Annotated in this window: 23 protein-coding genes and 3 tRNA genes; 18 read left to right on the top strand and 8 right to left on the bottom strand. The window is 65.8% G+C overall.

Annotated elements, in window-relative coordinates:
- Positions 1-203: 203 nt before the first annotated feature.
- Positions 204-1,136, bottom strand: coding sequence for a LysR family transcriptional regulator (locus AC5RWT_RS04170; protein ID WP_494079269.1), 933 nt, complete (start codon positions 1,134-1,136; stop codon positions 204-206).
- Positions 1,137-1,295: 159 nt separating this feature from the next.
- Here AC5RWT_RS04170 and AC5RWT_RS04165 point away from each other — a divergent pair, with 159 nt between their 5' ends.
- Positions 1,296-2,687: an MFS transporter gene (locus AC5RWT_RS04165; RefSeq protein WP_494043422.1), complete on the top strand. Its 1,392-nt coding sequence runs from the start codon at positions 1,296-1,298 to the stop codon at positions 2,685-2,687.
- A gap of 126 nt (positions 2,688-2,813) precedes the next feature.
- Here the strand turns inward: AC5RWT_RS04165 and AC5RWT_RS04160 are convergent, their stop codons facing one another.
- Complete coding sequence (locus AC5RWT_RS04160; RefSeq protein ID WP_494079268.1) at positions 2,814-4,283, bottom strand: NCS2 family permease; 1,470 nt, start codon at positions 4,281-4,283, stop codon at positions 2,814-2,816.
- Positions 4,284-4,388: 105 nt separating this feature from the next.
- A complete protein-coding gene (locus AC5RWT_RS04155; protein ID WP_494079267.1) occupies positions 4,389-5,039 on the bottom strand; it encodes an FAD-binding protein in 651 nt (216 codons plus the stop codon).
- A gap of 196 nt (positions 5,040-5,235) precedes the next feature.
- Between AC5RWT_RS04155 and AC5RWT_RS04150 the strand changes: the two genes are divergently transcribed.
- Positions 5,236-6,258, top strand: coding sequence for a universal stress protein (locus AC5RWT_RS04150; RefSeq protein WP_494079266.1), 1,023 nt, complete (start codon positions 5,236-5,238; stop codon positions 6,256-6,258).
- An 87-nt stretch (positions 6,259-6,345) separates the two neighbouring features.
- Here the strand turns inward: AC5RWT_RS04150 and AC5RWT_RS04145 are convergent, their stop codons facing one another.
- Both AC5RWT_RS04145 and AC5RWT_RS04140 read right to left on the bottom strand, forming a co-directional pair.
- Entirely contained in the window at positions 6,346-7,917 is a 1,572-nt protein-coding gene (locus tag AC5RWT_RS04145; RefSeq protein WP_494079265.1) for a C40 family peptidase, read from the bottom strand.
- Positions 7,918-8,312: 395 nt separating this feature from the next.
- The gene (locus AC5RWT_RS04140) at positions 8,313-8,684 is read right to left on the bottom strand and encodes a metallopeptidase family protein (protein ID WP_494079264.1); all 372 of its coding nucleotides are present in this window, start codon (positions 8,682-8,684) and stop codon (positions 8,313-8,315) included.
- A 145-nt stretch (positions 8,685-8,829) separates the two neighbouring features.
- On the opposite strand from AC5RWT_RS04140, the gene AC5RWT_RS04135 reads away from it, so the two are divergent.
- The 3 genes from AC5RWT_RS04135 (at position 8,830) to AC5RWT_RS04125 (ending at position 9,193) form a co-directional block, all read left to right on the top strand.
- Positions 8,830-8,902: transfer RNA gene (locus tag AC5RWT_RS04135), tRNA-Glu, on the top strand.
- Positions 8,903-8,986: 84 nt separating this feature from the next.
- A tRNA-Asp gene (locus AC5RWT_RS04130) sits at positions 8,987-9,060 on the top strand.
- A 57-nt stretch (positions 9,061-9,117) separates the two neighbouring features.
- Positions 9,118-9,193 (top strand) — tRNA-Phe (locus tag AC5RWT_RS04125).
- Between the two features lie 91 nt (positions 9,194-9,284).
- On the opposite strand, the gene AC5RWT_RS04120 is transcribed toward AC5RWT_RS04125, so the two are convergent.
- Positions 9,285-9,494 carry a hypothetical protein gene (locus AC5RWT_RS04120; protein WP_494043428.1) on the bottom strand — a complete coding sequence of 70 codons (210 nt, stop codon included), beginning with the start codon at positions 9,492-9,494 and terminating at the stop codon, positions 9,285-9,287.
- 215 nt (positions 9,495-9,709) lie between these two features.
- On the opposite strand from AC5RWT_RS04120, the gene AC5RWT_RS04115 reads away from it, so the two are divergent.
- The 8 genes from AC5RWT_RS04115 (at position 9,710) to AC5RWT_RS04080 (ending at position 14,610) form a co-directional block, all read left to right on the top strand.
- Positions 9,710-10,480 (top strand): MBL fold metallo-hydrolase, encoded by a 771-nt coding sequence (locus tag AC5RWT_RS04115; RefSeq protein ID WP_494043429.1) that lies wholly within the window; start codon positions 9,710-9,712, stop codon positions 10,478-10,480.
- A 102-nt stretch (positions 10,481-10,582) separates the two neighbouring features.
- Entirely contained in the window at positions 10,583-11,356 is a 774-nt protein-coding gene (locus AC5RWT_RS04110; RefSeq protein ID WP_494079263.1) for an alpha/beta fold hydrolase, read from the top strand.
- A 489-nt stretch (positions 11,357-11,845) separates the two neighbouring features.
- Entirely contained in the window at positions 11,846-12,100 is a 255-nt protein-coding gene (locus AC5RWT_RS04105) for a hypothetical protein (RefSeq protein WP_494043430.1), read from the top strand.
- A gap of 46 nt (positions 12,101-12,146) precedes the next feature.
- Positions 12,147-12,707 carry an Asp23/Gls24 family envelope stress response protein gene (locus AC5RWT_RS04100; protein ID WP_494079262.1) on the top strand — a complete coding sequence of 187 codons (561 nt, stop codon included), beginning with the start codon at positions 12,147-12,149 and terminating at the stop codon, positions 12,705-12,707.
- A 31-nt stretch (positions 12,708-12,738) separates the two neighbouring features.
- Complete coding sequence (locus AC5RWT_RS04095) at positions 12,739-12,930, top strand: DUF2273 domain-containing protein (protein WP_494043432.1); 192 nt, start codon at positions 12,739-12,741, stop codon at positions 12,928-12,930.
- Complete coding sequence (locus AC5RWT_RS04090; protein WP_494079261.1) at positions 12,927-13,391, top strand: hypothetical protein; 465 nt, start codon at positions 12,927-12,929, stop codon at positions 13,389-13,391. The genes AC5RWT_RS04095 and AC5RWT_RS04090 overlap by 4 nt, the downstream gene beginning before the upstream one ends.
- Positions 13,388-14,002 (top strand): Asp23/Gls24 family envelope stress response protein, encoded by a 615-nt coding sequence (locus tag AC5RWT_RS04085; RefSeq protein ID WP_494079260.1) that lies wholly within the window; start codon positions 13,388-13,390, stop codon positions 14,000-14,002. Before AC5RWT_RS04090 ends, AC5RWT_RS04085 begins: the two co-directional genes overlap by 4 nt.
- A complete protein-coding gene (locus AC5RWT_RS04080) occupies positions 13,999-14,610 on the top strand; it encodes a hypothetical protein (RefSeq protein WP_494079259.1) in 612 nt (203 codons plus the stop codon). The genes AC5RWT_RS04085 and AC5RWT_RS04080 overlap by 4 nt, the downstream gene beginning before the upstream one ends.
- A 30-nt stretch (positions 14,611-14,640) precedes the next feature.
- Here AC5RWT_RS04080 and AC5RWT_RS04075 read toward each other — a convergent pair whose 3' ends face one another.
- Positions 14,641-16,476 (bottom strand): glycoside hydrolase family 13 protein, encoded by a 1,836-nt coding sequence (locus AC5RWT_RS04075; protein ID WP_494079258.1) that lies wholly within the window; start codon positions 16,474-16,476, stop codon positions 14,641-14,643.
- 254 nt (positions 16,477-16,730) lie between these two features.
- Between AC5RWT_RS04075 and AC5RWT_RS04070 the strand changes: the two genes are divergently transcribed.
- The 4 genes from AC5RWT_RS04070 (at position 16,731) to AC5RWT_RS04055 (ending at position 21,108) form a co-directional block, all read left to right on the top strand.
- On the top strand, positions 16,731-18,080 hold the full coding sequence (locus AC5RWT_RS04070) for an ABC transporter substrate-binding protein (protein WP_494079257.1): 1,350 nt from the start codon (positions 16,731-16,733) through the stop codon (positions 18,078-18,080).
- A 91-nt stretch (positions 18,081-18,171) separates the two neighbouring features.
- Complete coding sequence (locus tag AC5RWT_RS04065; protein ID WP_494043438.1) at positions 18,172-19,137, top strand: carbohydrate ABC transporter permease; 966 nt, start codon at positions 18,172-18,174, stop codon at positions 19,135-19,137.
- Entirely contained in the window at positions 19,134-20,090 is a 957-nt protein-coding gene (locus AC5RWT_RS04060) for a carbohydrate ABC transporter permease (protein WP_494079256.1), read from the top strand. Before AC5RWT_RS04065 ends, AC5RWT_RS04060 begins: the two co-directional genes overlap by 4 nt.
- Positions 20,091-20,097: 7 nt before the next feature.
- Entirely contained in the window at positions 20,098-21,108 is a 1,011-nt protein-coding gene (locus tag AC5RWT_RS04055; protein ID WP_494079255.1) for a LacI family DNA-binding transcriptional regulator, read from the top strand.
- Positions 21,109-21,472: 364 nt separating this feature from the next.
- On the opposite strand, the gene AC5RWT_RS04050 is transcribed toward AC5RWT_RS04055, so the two are convergent.
- Complete coding sequence (locus AC5RWT_RS04050; protein ID WP_494079254.1) at positions 21,473-22,516, bottom strand: helix-turn-helix domain-containing protein; 1,044 nt, start codon at positions 22,514-22,516, stop codon at positions 21,473-21,475.
- A gap of 397 nt (positions 22,517-22,913) precedes the next feature.
- Here AC5RWT_RS04050 and AC5RWT_RS04045 point away from each other — a divergent pair, with 397 nt between their 5' ends.
- Positions 22,914-24,110, top strand: coding sequence for an LLM class flavin-dependent oxidoreductase (locus AC5RWT_RS04045; protein WP_494079253.1), 1,197 nt, complete (start codon positions 22,914-22,916; stop codon positions 24,108-24,110).
- Positions 24,111-24,128 lie beyond the last annotated feature (18 nt).

The following is a 24,128-nucleotide window of genomic DNA, read 5'->3' as shown; positions in this document are numbered from 1 at the left end:
CCGCTTGCGGCTGGCTCTCCGGAGGCAGGCATAGGAAAAACGGCTTCGACACTATGGATGGTGGCTGGAGCGCTATGTCTGCTCAGCCGGACTTGTTCCGGCGCCGGATGCCGGGTGCTGACAACCTAATCCCCCCAAGTTAGGTACAGTGCCCGGCATCTCGGTCTAGTGAATCCTTTCACCGAGCTTTCACCGAACTGGTTTCACCTTTCCACCTCGCCTTTCGCTGGTCTTCCCATCAGTTCCGCCTCCCTGCTGCGGGCCTCTCGCCTGAGCACATCGACGACTGCGGCGACGGCCGGTTGCCGCAGCGACTCCGGGCGCGCCACCAGCCAGTAGCCGAGGCGCTCCTCCAGTTCCTCCGGCAGGATGCGGACCAGATCCGGATGCTGGTTGGCCATGAAGCACGGCAGCAGCCCGAGGCCAGCGCCGGCGCGGGTGGCCTCCACGTGGACAAACACGTTGGTGGATCCGAGGGCGGTCACCATTGCCGGCAGCAACCGGCGCGGGGCGTCCAAATCGTCAACCTGCAGCATCGAGTCGATGAAATACACCAGCGGGTGGTTCATCGCCGCGCGGACGCTGTCCGGCGTGCCGTGCTTGGCCAGATAGTCGCGGGAACCGAACAGGCCCAGGACGTAGCTGCCCAGCCGGATGGACCGTGCACGATTGACTTGCGGCCGCCCGACGACGACTTCGAAATCCAGGCCAGGGCGGTGCTGCGAAGCCCGCCGGGCGGCGGTCACGATCTCCACGCTGAGCTTCGGGTGGTCCTGCTGCAGGCGGGCAATTGCCGGCGCGGCGACGAACGCACTGAAGCCGTCGGTGGCGGACATTCTCACCACTCCCGCCAGTTGGTCTGCTTCATCCGGCGTGCGGTTGAGGCCGGCTAGCGATTCCTCGATCCGTTCGGCCACCGTCGCCGCCTTACGGCCAAGGTCGGTCAGTTCCCAGCCACCCGGCGCGCGGGAGAACACGCGACCTCCCAAGGCCTTCTCCAGGGCGGCGACCCGACGGGAGACCGTGGTGTGGTTCAGGCCCAGGTTTTCGGCCGCGGAGGTGTACCTGCCCGTGCGGGCCACGGCGAGCAGGATGATCAGGTCGTCCGGGTTGGTGCGATGAGGCGCGGAAGTCATGTCTGCATTTTTGCAGACCCGACCTGCAAAGTTTGCCATTGATGCACAAGCGGTGAGAGGGAATACTCAGGGTGGTCGCATTGTGACCTCACTCACAGGCGCGCCGGAATGTCCCGGCGGCCACGCACCGCAGTATCCGCACGCCACGCAAGGAGAAAGATGAGCGCCCAAGCTACCCCCACCGGACCCGGATCCGGCGCCTCGCACGAGTCACCGCCGTCGGTCCTTCGCAAGGTCGTTACGGCTTCCATGGCCGGCACGGTCGTGGAATGGTATGAGTTCTTCCTCTACGCCACGGCAGCCACGCTGGTTTTCGGCGCCCTGTTCTTCCCGGATGCGGGTACCGAACTGGACGCGATCATCGCCGCTTTCGTCACCTTCGCCGTCGGCTTCATCGCCCGGCCGCTGGGCGGCATCGTGTTCGGACACTTCGGCGACAAGGTGGGCCGGAAGAAACTGCTGCAGCTGAGCATCATCCTGATCGGCGCAGCCACCTTCCTGATGGGCTGCCTGCCCGGGTTCGACCAGATCGGATACTGGGCGCCGGGCCTGCTTGTGGCCTTGCGGTTCATTCAGGGCTTTGCCATCGGCGGCGAATGGGGTGGCGCAGTGCTGCTGGTCGCCGAGCACAGCCCGGCTGCCAAGCGCGGCTTCTGGGCGTCCTGGCCGCAGGCCGGCGTGCCGATGGGCAACATGCTCGCCACGGTGGTGCTGTGGGTCATGTCCGGCATCCTCTCCGAAGCCGAATTCCAGGCCTGGGGCTGGCGCGTTGCCTTCTGGCTGTCCGCAGTCATCGTGATCGTGGGCTACTACATCCGCACCAAGGTCACCGAGGCGCCCATCTTCTTGGAAGCCCAGGCCGAGTCCGCCAAGGTCAAGTCCACCTCCTACGGCGTGGTGGAAGTGATGAAGAGGTACCCGCGCGGTGTTTTCACCGCCATGGGCCTGCGCGTAGCAGAGAACATCATTTACTACGTGGTGGTGGCGTTCTCCATCACCTACCTCAAGACCGTGCACGACTTCGACGTCACCACGGTGTTGGGCCTGCTGATCCTGGCGCACGCCTTCCACTTTGTGGTGATTCCGTTCTACGGGCGGTTGTCGGACACCATTGGCCGCCGGCCGGTCTACATGGCCGGCGCCGTGCTCTCGGGCGTCTGGGCCTTCGTCGCCTTCCCGATGTTCGACACGCAGAACCCGATCATCATCCTGGCCGCGATCTTCCTAGGCCTTGGCGTGCATGGTCTGATGTATGCGGGCCAGCCGGCCATCATGGCCGAGATGTTCCCCACCCGGATGCGCTACTCGGGTGTCTCACTGGGTTATCAGGTGACGTCGATCTTCGCCGGCTCGCTTGCCCCGATCATCGCTTCCACGCTGCTGAAGGACTTTGGGCACTGGCTGCCGGTGGCCCTGTACCTGGTGATCGCCTCGGTCATCACCATCGTGGCCGTGTACTTTGCACGTGAAACCAAGGGCGCCTCGCTGCGCGATCTGGACCGGGCCGACCTCGCCGCACAGACCGGAGTCGACGTGCGGGCCCAGGCCTAAGCAAATCCGGGCCAGGCCAACCTTGGCCCAGCCAGGGCAAGGCCTGACCAGGGCAAGCACAAGGGACCGGTGCCATCCGTTGGGGGGTGGCACCGGTCCCTTCGCTGTTCAGGGAGAGGCAGTTGGTCAGCGGAAGCCGATGAGCTGCTCGATTGGCCCGATGCCGAAGAAGAGCACGAAGGCGGCGGCAACAATCCACATCAGCGGGTGGATTTCCCTGGCCCTGCCTTGGAATGTGCGCACCAGCACGTAGGCGATGAAACCTGCGCCCAGTCCGTTGGCGATGGAATACGTGAACGGCATCAGGGTGAAGGTCAGGAAGGCCGGGATGGCCACCCCCCAGTCGGCCCAATCGATCTTGCCCACCTGGGACACCATCATGAAACCGACGACGACGAGTGCCGGCGCCACTGCCTCAAAGGGCACCAGCGAAATCAGCGGCGTGAAGAACATAGCCATCAGGAACAGCAGTCCGGTGACGACGTTGGCCAGGCCGGTGCGCGCACCTTCGCCGATGCCTGCACCGGATTCCACGTAGATCTGGTTGGAAGAGACTGATCCGGCGCCACCGGCAACCGCGCCCACGGCGTCGACGATCAGTACCCGGTCCACGTGCGGAATGTTGCCCTGCTTGTCGGTCAGTCCGGCCTCATTGGCCAGGCCCACCATGGTGCCCATGGCGTCGAAGAAGATGCTCAGCAGGATTGCAAAGGCCAGCAGGGAAGCGGCCGTGAAGCCCAGCGTTCCGAAGGAGCCGAAAAGGCTGACCTGGCCGACCAGGCTCAGGTCGGGTAGCCCCACCCAGCTGCCGTTCGGCAGTTCGGGCACCACCAGGGACCAGCCCTGCGGGTTGAAGCCATCAGGACCCACAGAAGGTCCGATGTTGGCCACTGCCTCGATGATCACCGCGAGCACAGTGGCTGACAGCACACCGATTAGGATGGCGCCCTTGACCTTGCGCACCACCAGGGCGATGGTCAGGATCAGACCGAAAATGAAGACCAGGGTCGGCCAGCCCAGCAGCACGCCCTCGAAGCCGAGGCCTACCGGAACAGTGGTGCCCGCCGCGTCCGGAATGCGGCGGATGAAGCCAGCGTTGACCAAGCCGATCAGGGCGATGAACATGCCGATGCCCACCACAATGGCGGTCTTCAGGCTTGGCGGCACGGCGTTAAATACCGCGGTCCGGAACCCGGTCAGCACCAAGATCAGCATGGTGATACCGGAGAGCACCACCAGGCCCATGACGTCAGGCCAGGTCAGGCCCGGATTGGTAGCGACAGTGATGGCGACGAAGGCGTTGACGCCCAGGCCGGTTGCCAGTGCGAACGGGTACTTGGCCCACGCGCCCATCGCAATCGTCAGCACGCCGGCCACCAAGGCCGTCACCGCCGCGACGCGTTCGGCACCAAGCATGGCTCCGGTTGAATCGGCGCCGCCCAGGATCAGCGGGTTCAACACCACGATGTAGCTCATCGCGAAGAACGTGGCCAGGCCGCCGCGGATTTCACGTGAATAGTTGGAGCCGCGCTTGGTAATCTCGAAGTATCGGTCGATCACCGGGGTCTTGTCGGCTACTGCTGCCTTTGCGGGCATGGGGAATGTCCTCCACGGGTAAGTGGCATAGTTGGAAGTTTCCCCAGAATTCTACGCTCCTGCAGCGTGCAGAGGCGTACGACGGCGGTGCTTGGCTTCCGATGCTCAGGCAACGGCCGTGCGACCGGAGGAAGCGATGGCGTTTCCGGCCACTTTTGCCTGCCGGATGATCTCCCGTGTACTCGGGGCCAGCAGGTCTGCAACGCCCACCAAGTAGAGGCCGATGGCGTTCAGGACAGCAACCGCGTTTTCCCCGGCCGCGATGCCCAGGCTGCGGAGCAGGCGCCGCATCTGGTTCTGCGCACAGCCCGTCAGGACAACCGAATCGGCGACCAGCAGCCCGCGTTCGGTGCGGATGGCCCAGCGCTGCCTGCTGTCCCGGCTGATCGAAGGGACGCGGGCCGTACGGGCGTCCTGTGCGGCAGGGCGCGCGTCCAGCTGCGCTGCGTGCGCAGGCATTCCGGAGGTCCGGCTGACTCCGCAGGCAAAGGTGCTGCGCCGAATGTCGAGGGCATGGCTGGCGGCGTAGGCGTGCAGCAACCGCAGCAGGTCGTTGCGTTGGCCGCGGACCGACGAGTCTGGCAATGGGGACCGACGGCTGGGGCCGGACGGCTGCGAGAGCAGCCCCTCCACGACGATCGAGGACACGCCTCGGCGGCTCAGTTCACTGGCGACCGCCAATCCGGGCAGTCCGGAGCCGATGACCACCGTGGTGGTGTACTCGGTCGGGACCTCTGAGGTGGAAACGCCACTCACTGCACGGACTCCTTGAACGGTAGGGAGAACCTCGGACGGCGAACGGACCGCCCTCAACGCATTGTGAAACTGTTGTTCAATAGTAATTTGCCTCGAAGCCTACATAACTTTTCGGCCACTGAGAAGGCCTTTGCCGCGGAGTAAGCTGAGGGTAGCTGGCGAGGATGCCCGCGCAACGTTGAGGGAGGCGGAACGAATGACAGAAGCCACGGCCGGAAGCGCCGGACAGGGTGCCGCACCACGTGGCATCGTCGTCGGAGTCGATGGCTCCGACCAGAGCATCTGTGCGTTGGTTTGGGCTGCTGAGGAGGCGCAGCGGCGCCGGACCCCACTGCATGTCGTGACTGCCTATACCGTTCCGGTCTTTGCGGCATCCAGCATGGATGCCGGCTATGCCACGCTGGACGATTCCGTCATCCGAGAAGGCGCCGAAGCCGTGCTGGAGCAGGCAGTGGCCAAAATCGCCGGCTATAACCTCGACGTGGACGCCAGGGTGGAGACCGGCGACGCTGCCGGCGTCCTGCTGGAGCTCTCCGAACAGGCCGAACTGATAGTGGTCGGCACGCGCGGGCGCGGCGGCTTCATGGGCAGGTTGCTCGGCTCGGTCAGCAGCGCCGTCCCGGCCCACGCGGAGTGCCCCACTGTGACCATTCCGCTGGCCTGCGCGCCCCGGCTCGGCGACTTGGACATCGAAGTCCCACGGTCCAAGGAACAGGCCGTGCGGCCGGAGGACATCGAGAAGGTCGTCGTCGTCGGCGTCGATGGGTCGGAGCAGGCACGCAATGCCACCCTGGTGGCAGCAGAGCAGGCCGAGCGGCTTGGCTACCCGCTCAAGCTGGTGTGCGCGCTGCCGCCGTTCACTGGCTCGCTGGCGTGGGTGCCCGCGCCGCTGGATCGGGAGGCACTCTACGCCGACATCCGCGAGCAGCTCGACGCCGGCGTGGCGTGGATCCAGAGCCACTTCCCGAACCTGTACGTCATCGGCGAGGTGCAGGACGGCTCGCCGGTGGAACTTCTGATCGAGGCTTCCCGCACGGCAGAACTGTTGGTGGTCGGTACTCGCGGTCGCGGCGGCTTCGCCGGAATGCTGCTCGGTTCCACCAGCCAGGGCGTGTTGCACCACGCCAAGGGGCCGGTCATGGTGGTCCCGGACAGGCAGGATCCACGGCTGGACGACCGCCGGAACTTCGGTCCCGTCCCCGACGCCGAAGAGCACTAACCACCGCAGTACACATGGGCCGGGCCCGGAACCAACAAGGTTCCGGGCCCGGCCCATTTAAGCTGTTGCCGATTGAGCTGTGCCGACCTAGACGGCCCAGCGCGCCCCGGAGGTGTGCAGCTTTCCGTACATGTGGCTGATATTTGTCACGACCAAGCCGACATCCGGATTCAGGGCGTGGACCACCTGCCAGTTGCCGATATAGACCGCCACGTGCCAGATGGCATTGGGTTCTCCCCAGAACACCAAATCGCCGGGCTGCAGCTGCGAGAGCGGAACCTGATAGGGCGCCTGATCGAGCTGGGCCTGTGCAGTACGCGGGAGCCACCGGCCCGCGCTGCCGAATGCCTGCTGTGTCAGCCCGGAACAGTCGTAGCCCAGCGGACCGTTGCCGCCCCAGTCGTAGAAGGTCTTCTTGTTGGACTCCTTGCCCATCGCGAAGTTGATGGCCGCGTTGGCGATGCCGCCGTTGACTGACGGAGCACCAACAGCCGGCGGAGGCGTCACAACCTCGGGTTCCGGCTCGGGTTTGGGCTTTGGTTTGGCCGGCGGGGGAGTCGGCCGGGGTGTCACAGGCGTGGTGGGCTTGCTGGGAGCGGGCGTCGACGGGGGCGTGGCGGGCCTGGTGGGAGCAGGCGCCGAAGGCCGGGGCGTGGATGTCGCTGGCGGCGGGGTTGATGGCTGTGTAGGCCGGGACGGCGTGATGTCGTCGCTGGCCGGCGCCACCGTGGAACCTTGTGCCGTCGAGTTGTTGCTGGACGGACGTTGTGTGGCAGCCGCTTCCTGCGCCGACCGCTCGACCAATGCCTGGAGCTGGCGGTCCTGCTCGGCCTTCTCCAAGGCGGCGATGCGGGCGTCTTCTTCGCTTGTGCTAGTCCCTCTGAGTTCGGCCAGATGCACCAGGAGCGCCTGGCGCTGTTCCTCGTAGCGGATCACGAGCTGTTCCTGAGCGGCGCTGGCGGCCTTGGCATCAGTCTCGGCGGCTTCGGCTGCTCCCGCGGCGTCCTTCGCGGCCTCATCGGCCTGCGCCACATAAAGCTCCCAGGCAGCCCACAGTTGGGCGGCCTGCTGGGATTCGGTCAGGGTCTGTGAGCGGTTAGCGGTCAGGGCATCCAGAGTGGAGGCCTTGTACAGCACATCGCTGGTGTCCTTGCTGTCCAGCAGTGCGCTCAAGGCGGGGTTGACGCCGCCGTTCCGGTACAGCTCGCCGGCCAGTTGGCCCACCTGGTTCTTGACCGACTCGAAGTATTCGGCGGCCTGCGATGCCTTCCCCTTGGCGTCTTCGAGCTCTGCGGTCCGCTCTTGCTGCTTCAGCAGAGACTCGCTGTAGGTGTTCTGCGAACGCATCGAATCGAACTGGGCGTTGGCCAGGTTCCCCGAGGCCGCCTTCAGCTGTTCTTCGATCCGGTCTACCAACCCCTGGGTGGCCGCTGCGTCGCCCTTGGCATCGTCGATCTCGTCGCCGGAAGGGAGCGTCGGCGCGGCCGGCAGCGTGATCCGTACTGACGTCACCTGCGGCAAGTGTCCGGCTGGAGCGGCGACGGCCGGCGCCAGGGCCGGAACGCAGACGAGCAGGGCGGTAGCCGAAAAGAGCGCGACGGCGCGCACCGGCGTCGTCGATCGATGCGGGGCAGGACGCCCCGAGGGAAGCAGCCTCATCCGAACGGGTCCTTAATACGAGCGCAGTGAATGTACGCGCCCTTTCGGGACGGCCGGCCTTGGGACCGAGAGCGGTCAATGTGCGAACGGGTGGCACCCCAACTAGACCGAACTGCATTCACACAGCACGATGAGAATATGCACCTTCGGTCACTTAAGCAACATTTACCTCACGAGTAACATAAACAACATTGGTGTCATTTCCACGGTTTTGATGTGAAGCGGCGTGTCGCCGGTGGGTTTGCCCCGCAGCCCGCGCCACATTTGACGGCGTTGGGAGGGGGTTCCGCGCAGATGCGTCGGGAGGTGCTCAGTAGTGCCGCACCTGCGACGCCTTGCAGGCTACAGCCGCGGTGATGTGGCGCCGACTGAACAGGGGAAGCCGGAGCTAAGGGCTAGCCCCAGCCCAGCTCGTGCAGGCGGTCGTCGTCGATGCCGAAATGGTGGGCGACTTCGTGGATCACCGTGACCAGGACCTCGTGAACTATTTCTTCCCGGGAGGAGCACATCCGCAGGGTCGGACCGCGGAAGATCACGATCCGGTCGGGCATGGACCCCGCGCCCCACCAGTGGTCCCTCTCGGTGAGCGGCGTGCCTTCGTAGATGCCCAGCAACTCCGTCTTCGGATCCTCCCAGGGCTGCGGGACGTACTCCTCTTCTACGAAGATGCCGACATTGCTCATTTCGCGCATGATGTCTTCCGGAATCTGGTCGATCGCGTCGTTGACCGCGTCCTCGAATTCCGGCAGGGACATCTCCATCGGCATGCCACCGACTTTACCTGCGGGTGGCCACGGTAGGGCGGCCCGGTGCGGGCCCGAGCAGGGCCGAATGGCCCGTTTTGGTTTTTCCCGAAGCAGGCCCTATAGTTTTATAGGTCCACAGCGGGGAAACGAATCCCAAGTGGTCCTGGCCCCCATCGTCTAGCGGCCTAGGACACCGCCCTTTCACGGCGGCGGCACGGGTTCGAATCCCGTTGGGGGTACGCGAGACGTCATGAATGGCAGCCGCTGGAGTGGTCAGAACCGCTTCAAAAGGCTGGTAGGATTGAGTCTCGTAAAAAATGCAAGGCCCTGTAGCGCAGTTGGTTAGCGCGCCGCCCTGTCACGGCGGAGGTCGCGGGTTCAAGTCCCGTCAGGGTCGCTTTGGTTTCCGGAGCGATTTCGGAACGCCATCGGTGATCATCGAGAGATGTTGCCAGGCTCTGTAGCTCAGTTGGTAGAGCGTTCGACTGAAAATCGAAAGGTCACCGGATCGACGCCGGTCGGAGCCACCAGCAAAACTAAATGAAAAACCCCGGAACTAGTCACGTTCCGGGGTTTTTCTTTGTCCGTCGCAAGACCTCCGGTGTATTCGCGTAGATGCTTTTAGTCCTTGAGGAGCCGATTCACCGCGTTGATGTTCGCCCGGGTGTACCTGAGTCGCTTTTCTCGCTCCGGCCGTTTTGCCAGTGCCCTGCCGATGAAGAAAACCAACAGGGCGGTGAACACCCACTGCCAGCGGAACTCGGTGATCCAGATCGCTGCCAGCGCAGAGCCAGCGGCGAGGGCCAGGATCAACTGCCCGAATGTTCTCATGGCTTGCCTCCCGATATTCCGTGGGGGCGGGATAGTCGCCGTCCCTGGCTCCGATTGTGCCTGCTGGGTCCGTCAGTCACCATCCACGGCCGGATACCTATGCCCGGTCGCACGGCGCCACCCGCACGGCGAAGCCCCGCAGTCCTTATTGAGGATGCGGGCTTCGTGATGTCCGACCACTGTCCACAGCAGGCTCGGTGGGGGAACATAGGCACATGAGCGTAACCGCATTCACCCATGTCGGGGGCCCGACGGCCTTGCTGGAGTACGGCGGCTGGACCTTCCTGACCGACCCCACCTTCGATGAACCGGGCGAGTTCCAGGCGGCGACCGGAACCTTGGTGAAGACCATCAGGCCGGCCATCCGGGTCGAAGACCTGCCGGCGATGGACGTCATTCTGCTCTCACATGACCAGCATGTGGACAACCTGGATTCCTCCGGCCGGCGCTTGGTGGAATCCGGCGGCGCCAAAGTCCTCGGGACGCTGGAAACAGCGGAACGGATGACGGCCGTGACCGGCATGGCACCGTGGGAACGGTCGGTGCTTGAGGCTGCGGACCGGGCCACGGTCACCGTCACCGCCGTCCCGGCGCAACACGGACCTGACGGATGTGAACCCGTGCTCGGCACCGTGACCGGATTCGTTCTCACCGCATCAGAGTTGCCCACCGTTTATGTCAGCGGCGACAACGCCTCGCTGGAGGTGGTCAACGCCGTTGCCAAACGGTTCGCACCGATTGGATTGGCGGTTCTCTTCGCCGGCGCTGCCCGGGTGGGCGCCTTCGACAACGCCGCCTTGACGCTGACCGCCAAAGACGCCGCCGCCGCTGCCCGCACTTTGGAAGCGACCGCCGTCGTGCCGGTGCATGCCGAGGGTTGGAGCCACTACAGCGAAGGCCACGCACAGCTTCGCGACGCCTTCGCGGCTGGCAGCCTGGATGACCGGCTGCGGATCCCCACGCCCGGGGAAAAGCTCTCCCTGTAGGCAGGGGCGTCCCGCCCGCGCGACAAGCCAAGACCGTCCGCAATTCACCAGGCCTTCATCCGGTCTTCCCTGTTGCGATTCCCCCGCAGCTACAGTGGGCTGATGCCGCATCTTGCCTTCGAAGCCTCCGGACCCGATTCCGCCGAAATTGTCCTCTTCTTGCATGGGGCGGGCTGGCCGGGCATCACCTGGCACCAGCAAATGAAGCACTTCTCCGAGTCCTACCGCTGCCTTGCCGTAGACCTACCGGGACATGGCGCCAGCAGCGGCATCGGCTGGCAAAGCTTGGACGCGACGGCAAAACTGGTCACCGAACTCATCGAGTCCGTCACGGACCAGCCGGTCCACCTGGTCGGCCTGTCGATGGGCGGTGACGTTGGGCTGCGGCTGCTGGCACAACGCCCGGAACTGGTGCGGACCGCCCTTCTGGCCGGGGTCCTGGTGCTCCCGGTGCCGCCGTGGATGCTGAAGGCGCAGCTTGCCCTTGCGGGCCTGACCAAGAACCGCGTCCTGTGGCGGGCCTCGGCCAAGTACCTGCGGCTCGGGCCAGCGCAGATGACCGAGTACTTGGCGCGGAACCAGCCGCTCGACCCGCAGCAATACCGGGCCATCATCTCGGAGATCTTTGTCGGCACCAATATGGAGGGCCTCGACCAAGCCGCCTGCCCGGTGCTCATCGCCGCTGGTGAAAAGGAACCGCGGCAGGCCAGGGAGTCAGCGGCGGTGCTGGCCAGGCTGATGCCGAACGCCCGCGGCGGACTGGCACCGAAGTCCCCGCACGAGTGGCCGATGAACCGTCCCGAGCTCTTCAACCGGACGCTGGACGAATGGCTGCAGGATCCAACGTCGTTGCCGCGGACACTGCTTCCCGCCTAACCTCCTCGCCGCGGCGCATCGGCTGGCCGCCGGAGCCGCCCGTCGGAGCGCCGCACCCCGCTGCACGCCCGGCACAGCCCGTTCCCAGCCTCCATTCAGGATCTCTGGCCTACCATGGATGGGTATTCCGAGTGCCGCCTGCACCTGATGAGGCACTGACCGGGGACGATGGGAGCGAGGAGCGTAGTGCAGGCCCTTCTGAAGATTGCAGCCAGCGGCTTGATAACGGCCGTGATGCTGACATCGTGCACCAGCCCTGAGCCGGCAAGGGAAACAACGACGGCGGTGCCTGCCCCCTCTGCGTCGGCCGCGGTACCGACCGCTCCGGCAGAAGCACCCACGCCACCTGGCCCGGCCGACAAACAATCCGCCACGGCATCGCCTAGCCCAACATCGCCGTCGGGCTCCGCTGACGCCAAGGGAGGCGGCGGAGCAGGCAAAGGCGACCACTGGGGCCGTTACGCGGACCAGGCCGACGCCTGCGCAGCTGTGGCCGCGAACGTGGCCTCGCTCCTGCTGGTCCCGCTTGGCTTTATGACCGGCGTGAAAGACTCCGAATTGAAGTCCTTGCAGGATGAACTGGGCGACTTCAGCCGCGACGTTCCGCCCGAGCTCACCGATGACCTGCGCCGCGTCGAGCGCCTGCTCAAGCGGTCGGCACCGGACCGCGACTTCGACGTCACAGCTTTTGCCGAGGCGCTTCAGCCGGTGGAGGACTGGCTGGTCGAACACTGCGGGGAATGAGGCGTTAGGCTTGCCCTGAGAGTGATCACAGCCCCAGGGAGAACAGATGCACAACGAGGATCGGCCCCCCGCCCCGTCCGTGGGAGATGCCCCTGGGGAAGTCCCCGTCTCCGCACCTGCTGCACCCCCTGCAGGCGGTACCGAACTTCCGGACCCGCAAGCGGCCGGACGGGTGGAGACTGCCCCGGCGCTGCTTCCAGACTCGGCCGTGGTCCCGGCCGCACCGGGCCGCACCACCATTTCCGAAGCCGCCGTGGCCAAGGTCGCGGCCGTTGCCGCCCGCTCCGTTCCCGGGGTCTATGCGTTGGGCAGCGGCACCGCGCGCGCCTTGAGCGCGCTACGCGATGTGGTGGGTGGCAGCGATGTCGGCCAGGGCGTGCACGTGGAAGTCGGCCAGACGCAGGTCGCCGTGGACATCAACCTGGTGGCCGTCTACGGCAAGCCGCTGCACGAGCTGGCGGGCAGCGTGCGCGCGGCGGTGTACTCCGCCGTCGAGCAATTGGTGGGGCTGGACGTGGTTGAAGTGAACGTGGAGATCAACGACGTGCACGTGCCCGGGCTGGACCCCAAGGCGCCGGAGAAGCCGGCCCGCCAGGTGGCCCAGTAACAGGATGCGCGGGACGGCAGGAGGAGCAAGGATGAGCTACACGGTGGTCGGCATGGCCGTCGGCGCGGTGCTGGCGTGGGCCGCGCTGGTGTTCAACTTCTGGGGGTTCCTGCTGATGGCGGTGTTCCTGCTGGTGGGGGCGCTGCTGGGCCGCGCCGCGGAAGGAAAACTCGACTGGCGCAGCATCCGCGATGCATTGACCGGACGACGCTCGTCTTCATGACGGACCGCGTCGTGCCCGCCGAGAAACTGCCTCCCCATCCGGGCAGACCAGCGCCGGACTACCGCCCGGACGGAGCGCCGCCGGCGTCACAGCCCGCCGCGCCGCCCACGGAGAGCTATGCCGGACACACCAGGGTCAGCACGCAGGCCTTGACCAGCACCGCTCAGGGCGCCGCGGCGCGTGTGCTGGGAATTTCGCCGGGGCTGGTGCGCGCCACGTGGAGTGACGACGCCGGTTCCCTGGCCCTGTACCTGGCACTGCCTATCGGCATCCCCTCGCTGAACCGGGTGCTGCGCGACCCCCAGCTGGTGGCCGCTTTCGGCGGCTCCATCTGGGACCGGGCACATTCCGCCAAGGGGGCGATCCTGGCGGAGGTCTCGCGGATCAGCGGTTCACGGCTGAGCCGGGTAGACATCCGGGTCACCGGCATCCGCGTGCAGGAAGGAGGCCGGGTCCGGTGAGCCACACAGAGGTTGATAGCGACCGGCCGACCGGCGAACGCCTGGGCGATGAGCGCCTGGCCCACCGGGAACTGCGCAGTTCCCGGGCCACGGCGTCGGTGATTGCCGCCGTCCTGATTGCTTTGGCCGGCCTGTACCTGCTGCTCGAGGCCGCCTTGAAGGCGATCGGGCAGCCATCCTGGCTGGCCACGCCGGAGGAGATGGCCGGCTGGCTGCACCAACTGCCGGGCAATGTGGCACCGGCCGTTCTCGGGGCGTCCGGGGCCCTGATCCTGATGCTGGGGCTGTTCTTTTTCCTGCAGGGCGTGCTGCCCGGGCATCTGCACCGCCACCGCATTCCCAGCCGCCGGGGCGTTGTGGTGGTGGACGATGAAGTGCTCGCTTCCTCGCTGGCGCGCCGCGCCCGCACCGAGGCGCAAGTGACGCGCGAGCAGGTGCTGGTGGTGGTGTCTCGTGGCTTGGTGGACGTCCGGCTGCGGCCCACGTCCGGCATCCCGGTGAACGCCGATGCCATCCAGCTGGCGGTGGAGGACGAAGTCCGACGGGCCCGGATCAGTCCGGTTCCGCAGGTGCGCGTCTTCGTCTCCAGCTCCGGGGTGGTGGGACAGTGAACCAGACCCCCCGGACCCTGAACCGCATCCTGATCACCATCCTCGGGCTGCTGCTGATGCTGGCCGGCGGCACCGCCCTGGCGCTGGCACTGGTTCCAGCGCTCGCGGGCTGGTGGCATGCAGCCACTGCACAGGCCGGCGCCAACATGCAGGCGGTGCTGGACGCCACCACTCTGCCCGGGCAGCGGGACAGCTGGCTCTGGATCGTGGCGTCCCTGCTGCTGCTCCTGGTGGTGCTGCTGACGATCGCGTGGGTCGCGCAGCAAGGCAAGGGCCGCACCGGAACCATTGCCGCTGATTTCGACGGCGACGGCGCGCCTGGCGCCGTCCAGCTCAGTTCCGGCGTGGCCGAGCAGGCCCTGCGGGCCGCGTTGCTGGATCACGACAGCATCCTGCACGCAACCGTCACCGCCTATGACTACGACGGCGGGGGGGCCCTGCGCATCCGGGTGGCGCCCCGGCTGGGGGTATCCCCGCAAGACGTGGCCGACGAAGTCTCCGACCTGGTGGAGGCGCTGGACCTTGCCCTCGGCATGAGCTTCCCGGTGGTGATCCACCTGGTGGCCGGTGCCCGCTCGCGCCTGGTCCGGCCCGACCGGGTCCGCTGACCACCCTCAGTTGAACCGGGGCGGGCGGTGCTAGCGTCCCGAGGTCAGCCAGGCAGCGGCGTTGGGTGCCAGCGAACCGCTGTCGGCGGTTCGCTCCGTGGACGCCAGAAGCACCGAAGCGCCGGCGGGCAAGCGGATCGCTGAGCTGCCCAGGTTGGCCAGCACCTGCACCGTTCCGTTCCGGTAGCTCAAGACGCCGGACGCCGGATCGTGCTCCGCAGCCCACTCGAAGCTGCCTTGGCCCAGCTTCCGCTCGGCGCGCAGGCCCAGCGCCGCCCGGTACAGCTCGTAGCTGGAACCCGGCACACCCAGCTGTCGGTCCACGGCATAGCGGGCGAAACCCTCCGGCTGCGGCAGCCACGGTTCGTGCTGCGTGGAGCCCCAGCCGAAGCCATGCGCCTCCGCCCGCCAGGGAATCGGAACGCGGCAGCCGTCGCGGCCGCGCTCCTCGCCGCCGGTGCGGAAGAAGGCCGGATCCTGCCGCACCTCGGCCGGCAGGGTGGTGTGCTCCGGCAGGCCCAGCTCATCGCCCTGGTAAACGTAGGCGGAGCCGGGCAGCGCCAGCATGATCAGTGCGGCGGCACGGCCGCGGGCATACCCGAGTTCCTCGTCGGGCTGTTCGTCCTCCGGACCGATGCCCTTGGGAAACGTGGTGGGGTCGGTCAGGCCGTAGCGGGAGCTGTGGCGGACCGTGTCGTGGTTGGAGAGCACCCACGTGCTCGGCGCGCCCACCGCGGCTGCCGCCGCCATTGAATCGTCAATGCTGCGGGCCATGCGTTGGGCATCCCAGCCGGCCAGCAGGAAGTCGAAGTTGAAGGCCTGCTGCATTTCGTCCGGCCGGACGTAGGCAAAGAGCCGCTCGGCCGGCTCCACCCAGGCTTCCGCCACCAGCATGCGGTCGCCGTCGTACTCGGCCAAAACCTTGTGCCATTCCCGGTAAATCTCGTGCACGCCGTCCTGGTCGAAGTAGGGCGGGGTGTCCGGGTGGGCGGTCGCTTCCTCCGGGTCGGCTGCCTGCCGCAGCGCCGTGCGCTGGGTGCTCCCGACGGCTTCCAGCACCTGCTCCTGGGCCGGGCGGGCATCGGGGGCGGGCGATCCGCCGGCAGGCTGGCCGATGGGAGCCCCGTCGTCGTCGATCAATGCGTCTTCGCCGGGCAGCCGCTCGCTGCCTGCCACCATAGAGGTCTTCGCCGCCCAGTCCGGCAGGCCGTCGGCCTTGACCAAACCGTGGGCCACATCAATCCGGAAGCCGTCCACGCCGCGGTCCAGCCAGAATCTCAGGACGGAGACCATCTCCGCCTGGACCTCCGGGTTCTCCCAGTTCAGGTCCGGCTGCGTGGAGTCGAACAGGTGCAGGTACCACTGGCCGGGTGTGCCGTCGGGGCCGGTGGTCCGGGTCCAGGCGTTGCCGCCGAACACGGACTGCCAGTTATTGGGCGGTTCGGCGCCGTCCGGGCCTTTGCCGTCGCGGAAGATGTAACGGGCGCGCTCGGGCGAACCCGGGGCGGCCGCCAGCGCGCTGACGAACCACTCGTGCCGGTCGGAGGTGTGGTTGGGAACCAGGTCGACGATCACCCGCATGCCGAGTTCGTGCGTGCGAGCCAGCAGGGAGTCGAAGTCTTCCAGCGTGCCGAAGAGCGGATCGACGTCGCGGTAGTCGGCCACGTCATAGCCTGCATCGTTCTGCGGGGAGACGTAGAAGGGCGAGAGCCAGATGGCGTCCACGCCCAGGTTTTTCAGGTAGGGGATCTTGGCGTTGATGCCGGCCAGGTCGCCCATGCCGTCGCCATTGTTGTCCGCAAAGGACCGCGGATAGATCTGGTAGATGACGGCGTCGCGCCACCACGGTACGGATGCTGCAGCCATAAAACACTCCTCGGCTCGCGGGTCAGGACCACTTCCAGCCTAATGATCTTCGCGGCGGAGCGGGCAGGCCCGATCCTCCAGCGACCGTGAATGCGGCGCAGATCACGATTCGATATCGAAGCGTCCGGCGCCAAATATGTGTCTTGCAGCACACGTAGTAAGCGTTTACGTTACCAGTTACCAGATTGGTACTTGGGGTGGCTTCTTTCTGACCTATCAGCGTTTGCGCGGCCACCGGACAAAGGAGTCACATCATGCACATTGCACGCTCCAGAAAGGCCGTCCTGCCGTTGGTCGCGCTCAGCGCCATGGCACTGACGCTCTCCGCCTGCGGGGGAAGCACGGAAGAGCCCAGTGGATCGGAAGCAGCCGCCGACTGTTCCGCCTACGAGTCCTACGGCACCTTTGACGGCGCCGAGGTCAACGTTTACTCGACCATCACCGATACCGAGCAGGACAAGCTGGAGCAGTCCTGGGCGGACTTCGAGGGGTGCACTGGGATCGACGTGGTGTACGAGGGCTCCAATGAATTCGAGACGCAGCTCCAAGTCCGCGCGCAGGGCGGCAACCCGCCCGACGTGGCGATCATCCCGCAGCCGGGCCTGCTGGCCGCCCAGGCTCGTGCCGGAAACCTCAAGCCTGCACCGCAGGAGGTCTCCGACCTGGTGGACAAGAACTGGTCCGAAGACTGGAAGGCCTACGGCACCATCGACGGCACGTTCTACGCCGCACCGATGCTGGCCAGCGTCAAGGGCTACATCTGGTACGTGCCATCCACCTTCAAGGAGAAGGGCTGGGAGGTCCCGCAGACGTGGGACGAGATGATGGCGCTGACCAAGACCATCGCGGACGAAGGCTCCATGAAGCCGTGGTGCGCCGGCTTTGAATCCGGCGACGCGACCGGTTGGGCCGGCACCGACTGGATCGAGGATGCCTTGCTGCGCCAGGCCGGTCCGGACGCCTACGACCAGTGGGTCAACCACGACATCCCGTTCAACGATCCGAAGGTGGCCGATGCCTTCGACGCGGTCGGCGACATCCTGAAGAACGAGGACTACGTCAACGGCGGCATCGGGGACGTCCGCTCCATCATCTCCACCTCGGTGGACGACGGCGGCCAGCCGGTGATCGACGGCAGCTGCGCCATGCACCACCAGGCAACCTTCCAGGCGGCCAACTGGCCCGAGGGCACCAACGTGGCCGAGGACGGCGACGTCTGGGCCTTCATCACCCCGGGCCAGGAAGCCGGCGCCAGCGCCATCACCGGCGGCGGCGAGTTCGTGGCGGCCTACACGGAAAGCGAAGAGGTCTCGGCCTACCTGCAGTTCATGGCGTCACCCGAGTTCGCCAACAAGCGGGTGGAGCAGGGCGCCGCAATCAGCGCCAACAAGGGCCTGGACCCGGCCCTGGCCGCCAGCGACCTGGACCGCCAGTCCATCGAACTGCTGCAGTCGGAGGACACCACGTTCCGCTTCGACGGTTCGGACCTGATGCCCGGTGCGGTGGGCGCCAACTCGTTCTGGAGCGGCGTCGTGGAATGGATCAACGGCAAATCGACCAAGGAAGTGGTCGACTCGATCGAAGCCAGCTGGCCTAAGGACTAAGCCGGTACCCGCAGCCCGGCCGTGCCGCCTGTGAGAACTGCAGGCGGCACGGCCGGGACCTTCCCTTCCACGCAGCGAGGAGGTCAGTGCCATGGAAGACGTTGGCGAGAAGCTGGTGCAGGTAGTGATCGCCCTGGCAGTCTTTGCCGCGATCATAGGCCTGATCATGCTGTTGGTGGATCGGGCCCCGAAGTCGTTCCGCGATAAGGCGACGATTATCGGGTTCCTGGCCCCCGCCGTCGTGCTGTTGGCCATTGGGCTGATTTGGCCTGCCATCCAGACCACCTACCTGGCGTTCACCGACCGGAATGGAACGCTAAACGGCGTGGACAACTTCGTGTGGATGTTCACCCAGCCCGAGGCGCTGGTCACGCTGCGGAACACGCTGCTGTGGGTTGTCCTGGTGCCGCTGATGTCCACCGGCATCGGGCTGGCCTACGCGGTGTTCATCGACCGGGCGCGCGGTGAGAAGGCCTTGAAGGCACTGGTCTTCATGCCGATGGCCATTTCCTTTGTGGGCGCCGGCGTGATCTGGAAGTTCATGTACACCTACCGCGGGGCCGAACGCGAGCAGATCGGCCTGCTCAACCAGATCCTGGTGTGGTTCGGCGCCGAGCCCAAGCAGTTCCTGCTGGACGCGCCGGAGAACACTTTCTTCCTGATCGCCGTGATGGTCTGGATCCAGACCGGTTTCGCCATGGTCATCCTCTCCGCGGCGATCAAGGGCATTCCCACCGAAATTGTGGAGGCGGCCCGATTGGACGGGGCGAGTGCCAGGCAACAGTTCTTCTCCATCACCATTCCGTCCATCCGCGGGGCATTGATCGTGGTGGTCACCACCATTACCATCGGCACGCTGAAGGTCTTCGACATTGTCCGGACCATGACCGCGGGCAACTTTGAAACGTCGGTGGTGGCCAACGAAATGTACACCCAGGCGTTCCGCGCGGGCGAGCCGGGACGCGGCGCCGCGCTGGCGCTGATCCTGTTCCTGATGGTGCTCCCGATCGTCCTCTACAACGCCAGGCAGCTGAAGAAGCAGAGGGAAATCCGATGAGCGCAAGCCCTGCCATCCCGGCCGCTCCCGAGGCAGCCGTGGCCACAGCAACCGAAGCGCAGATCCCGATCGCCCGGCGGGTCAAAAAGCGCCTCACCTCGCGCGGGGCCACTGCCGCCGCGATCATCATTGCCGTCATCTGGACGGTGCCGACGTTCGGGCTATTCATCTCCTCGCTGCGGCCGGAAGACAACATCCAAGCCAACGGATGGTGGAACATCCTCGGCGACCTGGAGTTCACCACCGAGAACTACACGGAGGTGCTGGCGTCCGGGGGCGGCTCCGCGTCCAACCTGGGCCAGTACTTCATCAACTCGCTGGCGATCGTCATCCCCGCCACCATCATCCCGCTGGTGATCGCCTCCATGGCGGCCTATGTTTTTGCCTGGGGCCGGTTCCGCGGCAAGGACACGCTGTTCATCTTCATTTTCGCGCTGCAGATTGTGCCGCTGCAGATGGCGCTGATCCCGCTGCTCTCGCTGTTCATCAACCTCAAGATCGGTGAGTTCCAGCTGCTGCCGTCCGGAACCTACGCCCAGCTCTGGATTGCGCACAGCATCTTCGCGCTGCCGCTGGCCATCTTCCTGCTGCACAACTTCATCTCCGAGATCCCCGGCGAAGTCATCGAGGCGGCCCGGGTGGACGGCGCTGGACACGCGACGATCTTCTGGCGGATCGTCCTGCCGCTCTCCGTGCCGGCAATCGCCGCCTTCGGCATCTTCCAGTTCCTCTGGGTCTGGAACGACCTGCTGGTGGCGCTGGTGTTCTCCGGCGGCACGGCCGATGTCGCGCCGATCACCCAGCGGCTGGCGGAGCTGACCGGTACCCGCGGCGACGAGTGGCACCGGCTGACGGCAGGAGCGTTCGTCTCCATCATCGTGCCGCTGGCGGTCTTCTTCGGCCTGCAGCGCTACTTTGTCCGCGGCCTGCTGGCGGGTGGCCTCAAGGGGTGAAGGCGCCGTGAGCGGGATCGACGACGTCGCGCGGGCCGCCGGCGTCTCGACGGCGACGGTGTCGCGTGCCCTCCGCGGGCTGTCCGGGGTCTCCGCGGCCACCCGGGACCGGGTGCTGCAGACGGCCGACTCGCTGGGCTACGAGCCGTCGTCGTCGGCTGCCCACCTGGCCTCCGGCCGCACCATGGCGATGGGCGTGCTGCTGCCGCAGATCGAGCGCTGGTACTTTGCCTCCGCACTGGAGGGCGTGGACCGCGCCTTGCGGGCTGCGGGCTACGACCTGATCGTGTTCAGCCTGGGCGGCACCGGCACCAACCGCGAACGCGTCTTCCACCGGTCCATGCTGCGCAAGCGGATCGATGCGCTGTTGGTGATGTGCATGCAGTTGACGCCGGACGAGCTGGCGGCCCTGCAGGCGCTGGAGTATCCCAATGTGATTGTGGGCGGCCACGTGGACGGGCTGCGCAGCGTCAGCGTGGACGACACCGCCGCGGCGACCGAGGCCGTGGAATACCTCATTTCGCTCGGTCACACCCGGATTGCCCACCTGCAGGGCGGCGGCGCCTACGGCATCGACTTCGACGTGCCGCGCCGGCGCCAGCAGGCCTTCCGCGACACCATGGCCCGGCACGGCCTGCCGGTCCGGCCGGAATGGCAGGCCATGGGGGACTTCCGGTTCGCCGGCGGCAAGGCAGCAGCCGGCAAGCTGCTGGATACTCCGGGGGAGCGGCCGACGGCGATCTTCGCCTCCGCGGACGAGATGGCCTTCGGTGCGCTGCTGGCCGCACATGAACGAGGGCTTCGAGTGCCGGAGGATGTTTCCGTGGTGGGTATCGACGACCACGAGTTCGCCGAGCCGATGGGCCTGACCACCATCCGGCAGCGGCCGGACGAGCAGGGGGCCTACGCCGCCGAGCTGCTGCTGGCTGAACTGCAGGGCAAGGCGCGCTTGGATGTGCCGCTGACCCAGCCGCACGAACTGGTGGTCAGGGCCTCAACTGGCCCACCGCCGTCGTAAATTATTTTCGCAGGGCCGTTGGCTGCAGCGGGAGTCGGCCCCTGCGGAGAAGCCAACGGCCTGGAACGTAGCAAGACGTCAGCACAACTAGGACGGCCGACGGGTCGCTACTAAGACCGGCTCGTGGACGGGCGGTGAGTTTGTGAGATTTCGTTTAGCTTGAGGGCCGTATGACCTCTTTGGTGCATCTCGAGGGATGTCGAAATGCGTCTCCGGGGGAGTAGCGATAGATGAGGTGTGCACGGATAGTAACGCCAACGCCGCGGCCAAGGCATCGATAAGGGAGAAGGTTCATGAAGCAAGACACTGAGAACGAGGCCGGCGGCCTGCACAACTAGAATCCGGGATGTGCCGCGTAGACCGTTCATCCTTCGCTGTTTGCGTCGTCGCCGCGAGCGGCCTCACGAAAAGTGGAGGGGGGAACCCCCGTCCATCGCTTGAACGCGACGGTGAAGCTGTCCGGGTCGGTGTAGCCCAGTGTGCGAGAAATTTGGGCGACGGAGTGATCGGTATTTGAGAGCATGTCGGAGGCGAGTTCGTTTAGGGCCTGATCCCGTACCTGGGCGAAATCGTGACCGGTGTTCTCGAGCTTACGCTGCAGAGTTCGAGGGGAGACGCGCAGGGCCGCGGCCGTGTTGGCCAGCTTCCGGTTGAGTTTGGGCGCGGCCTTGATGGCTTGTGCGACGGTCGCGGGCCAGTCTCCCGTGGCGCGGAACGAATCGAGCACCTCATTGTCGGCTCGCACCCAGGCCGCGTGCTGGAAAGCGTTTCCGTAGGGGAGTTCATAGGTCGACATCGCGGGATCCCACCACAGGCGCAATGCCTCGGAGCCGCAGTCGACATCGCAGGAAACGTACGTTGTGGCCTCTGGGGAAATCTCCGCGAGGGGGAATTCAACCCGTGTGAAGGGGAATGGTTCACCATACAGCCAGTCAAGGGAGCGTGAGGTGACGCAGAGCTCGCGGTAGACGCTGATCGGTATCAGGTCTACCGGGGTCTCAGGGTAGGAGTACTCCATTCCGGTGATTGTCCCTTCCGGTGTCCGCAGAGGAACGATCTGCAGGAGTCCCGGTGTGTAGTCCATCGCGGTGGCGGCCTCCAGCCATGCTGCGACGGTCGGCGCTGTTGCGAGGGCCATTCCGCGGGCACCGGTCGTACTCGTCGTATACGCACGCGCGGCTCGGATCCAGAGATCAACACGGTCGCGCGTGAGCGCCACGAACTGCAGCTGGAACGCCAGCTCCTTCTTGGCGGGAATGGTTCCTCCCGGTCGGTCGACGGCGTAGGGCGCGATGTCGGCGCGCGCTAGCGCGGCACGCCAGTCCAGACCAGAATCCCTGAGCAGATCGCGCAGGTTGTGGACGCTGAAGTTCGGCACGCGCAGGTTCTGGTAAGAGTTCAACTTCATCGCTTTACTCCTCGTCGTCAGGATAATCGCCACACGGTGACGAAACGTTGGGGGCGACCCGTTGCAGGACCTGTGATTGCCGCGGTGGCGTGCTCCAGATCACGACTCTACCTTGTGGCGTAAATTCCCGGCTAGTTGGCGTTATTTGCCGGACGGATGTAGTGAGGTGGCTCATAGCATTGACATGAACCGCCGCAAGCAGAGGCGCTGGCGGATGGACATCACAGGAGAGTCGAAGAGCTCCGACCTACGGGTCGAATCCACTGGCAGGCCCCCGCGTCGATTTGCCGTTTCCCGAGAGACCTCGGATCCGGCAGATCGATGCGGTCGTGCAATCGCACGCCCACCTACAGCGCGCTCGAAGGCACTCACCGACGCAATGAATGGGAGTACACCAATGACCGACATGGCAACCACGACAACAACAGCACAGCGTGACTTCATCGCCGATCACACCGTCGAACGCGATAAGAGCCCGATGATCGGTGGCGATAACGCGTTCAAGGTCGCGGTTTTCGGGGCGAACGTGACGACGGGCCAGGGAGGGCTGAACCTGGCCGAGAACACGATCAAGCTGGGCAACTGGGCCGAGATCGAGCAGCTGGCGCAGAAGGCAGACCGCTACGGCGTCGACGGATTCATCCCGATCGCGCGGTGGATGGGACTCACGGGCCCTGAAGGTCCTTGGGGCCGCCAGTTCGAGACGTTCACCTGGGCGGCGGGCCTGGCGGCGGCGACGAAGAACATCCAGATCTTCGCTACCTGCCTCATCCCGTTCATCCACCCGATCATGGCTGCGAAGATGATGGCGACGGTCGACCACATCAGCGGCGGACGTATGGGCCTGAACGCGACGGCGGGCTATTTCAAGCCCGAGTACGCCATGTTCGGCGTGCCGGTGCCCGAGCACGACGTGCGCTACGAGCTCGCCGACGAGTGGATGACGATCGTTGAGCGGCTCTGGTCGAACGACGAGATCGAGTTCGACTTCGACGGGGAATTCTTCCAACTGGAGGGTGCGCAGTCGCACCCGAAGCCGGTGCAGACGCCGGGTCCCATGGTGATGAGCGCGGGCTCGAGCCCCGCCGGCCAGCAGTTCGCGTTCAAGCATGCAAACATCCTCTTCGCGGCGATCACGAGTGTCGCACACAGCGCCGAGGTCACGCCCAAGCTGCGGGCGAATGCCAACGCGGCCGGCCGCGAGGACCTCGGGCTGTGGTCCGGCGTGCACATCATCTGTAAGGACACCGAGAAGGAGGCGCGCCAGTACCTCGAGTACGTCGAGGAGAACGGTGACTATGAGGCAGCGCTCAAGTACAAGCACATCATCATGAACGGCGACTCACGCGGCTGGAGCTGGGACAACTACAAGAAGTCTGAGGACCCGAAGCAGGACGAGACCATCAAGACGTTCTTCCGCGCCGGCCTCGTTCCGCTCGTCGGCACGCCGGAGATGATCGTCGAGGGTCTCCAGAAACTGCAGGACTCGGGCATCACCGGCGTCTGCACCGGGCTCGTCGACTACGACGAGGGCCTGGACCGGATGAACGAGCAGATCTTCCCGCTGATGCGCGAAGCCGGCCTGCGCGCCTGACGACGTCGACCACTCAGA

The sequence above is a fragment of the Arthrobacter sp. Dra40 genome (assembly GCF_059091905.1).
The sequence above is the reverse complement of the archived record's forward strand: the minus strand, read 5'-3'. Positions and strand labels throughout refer to the sequence as shown.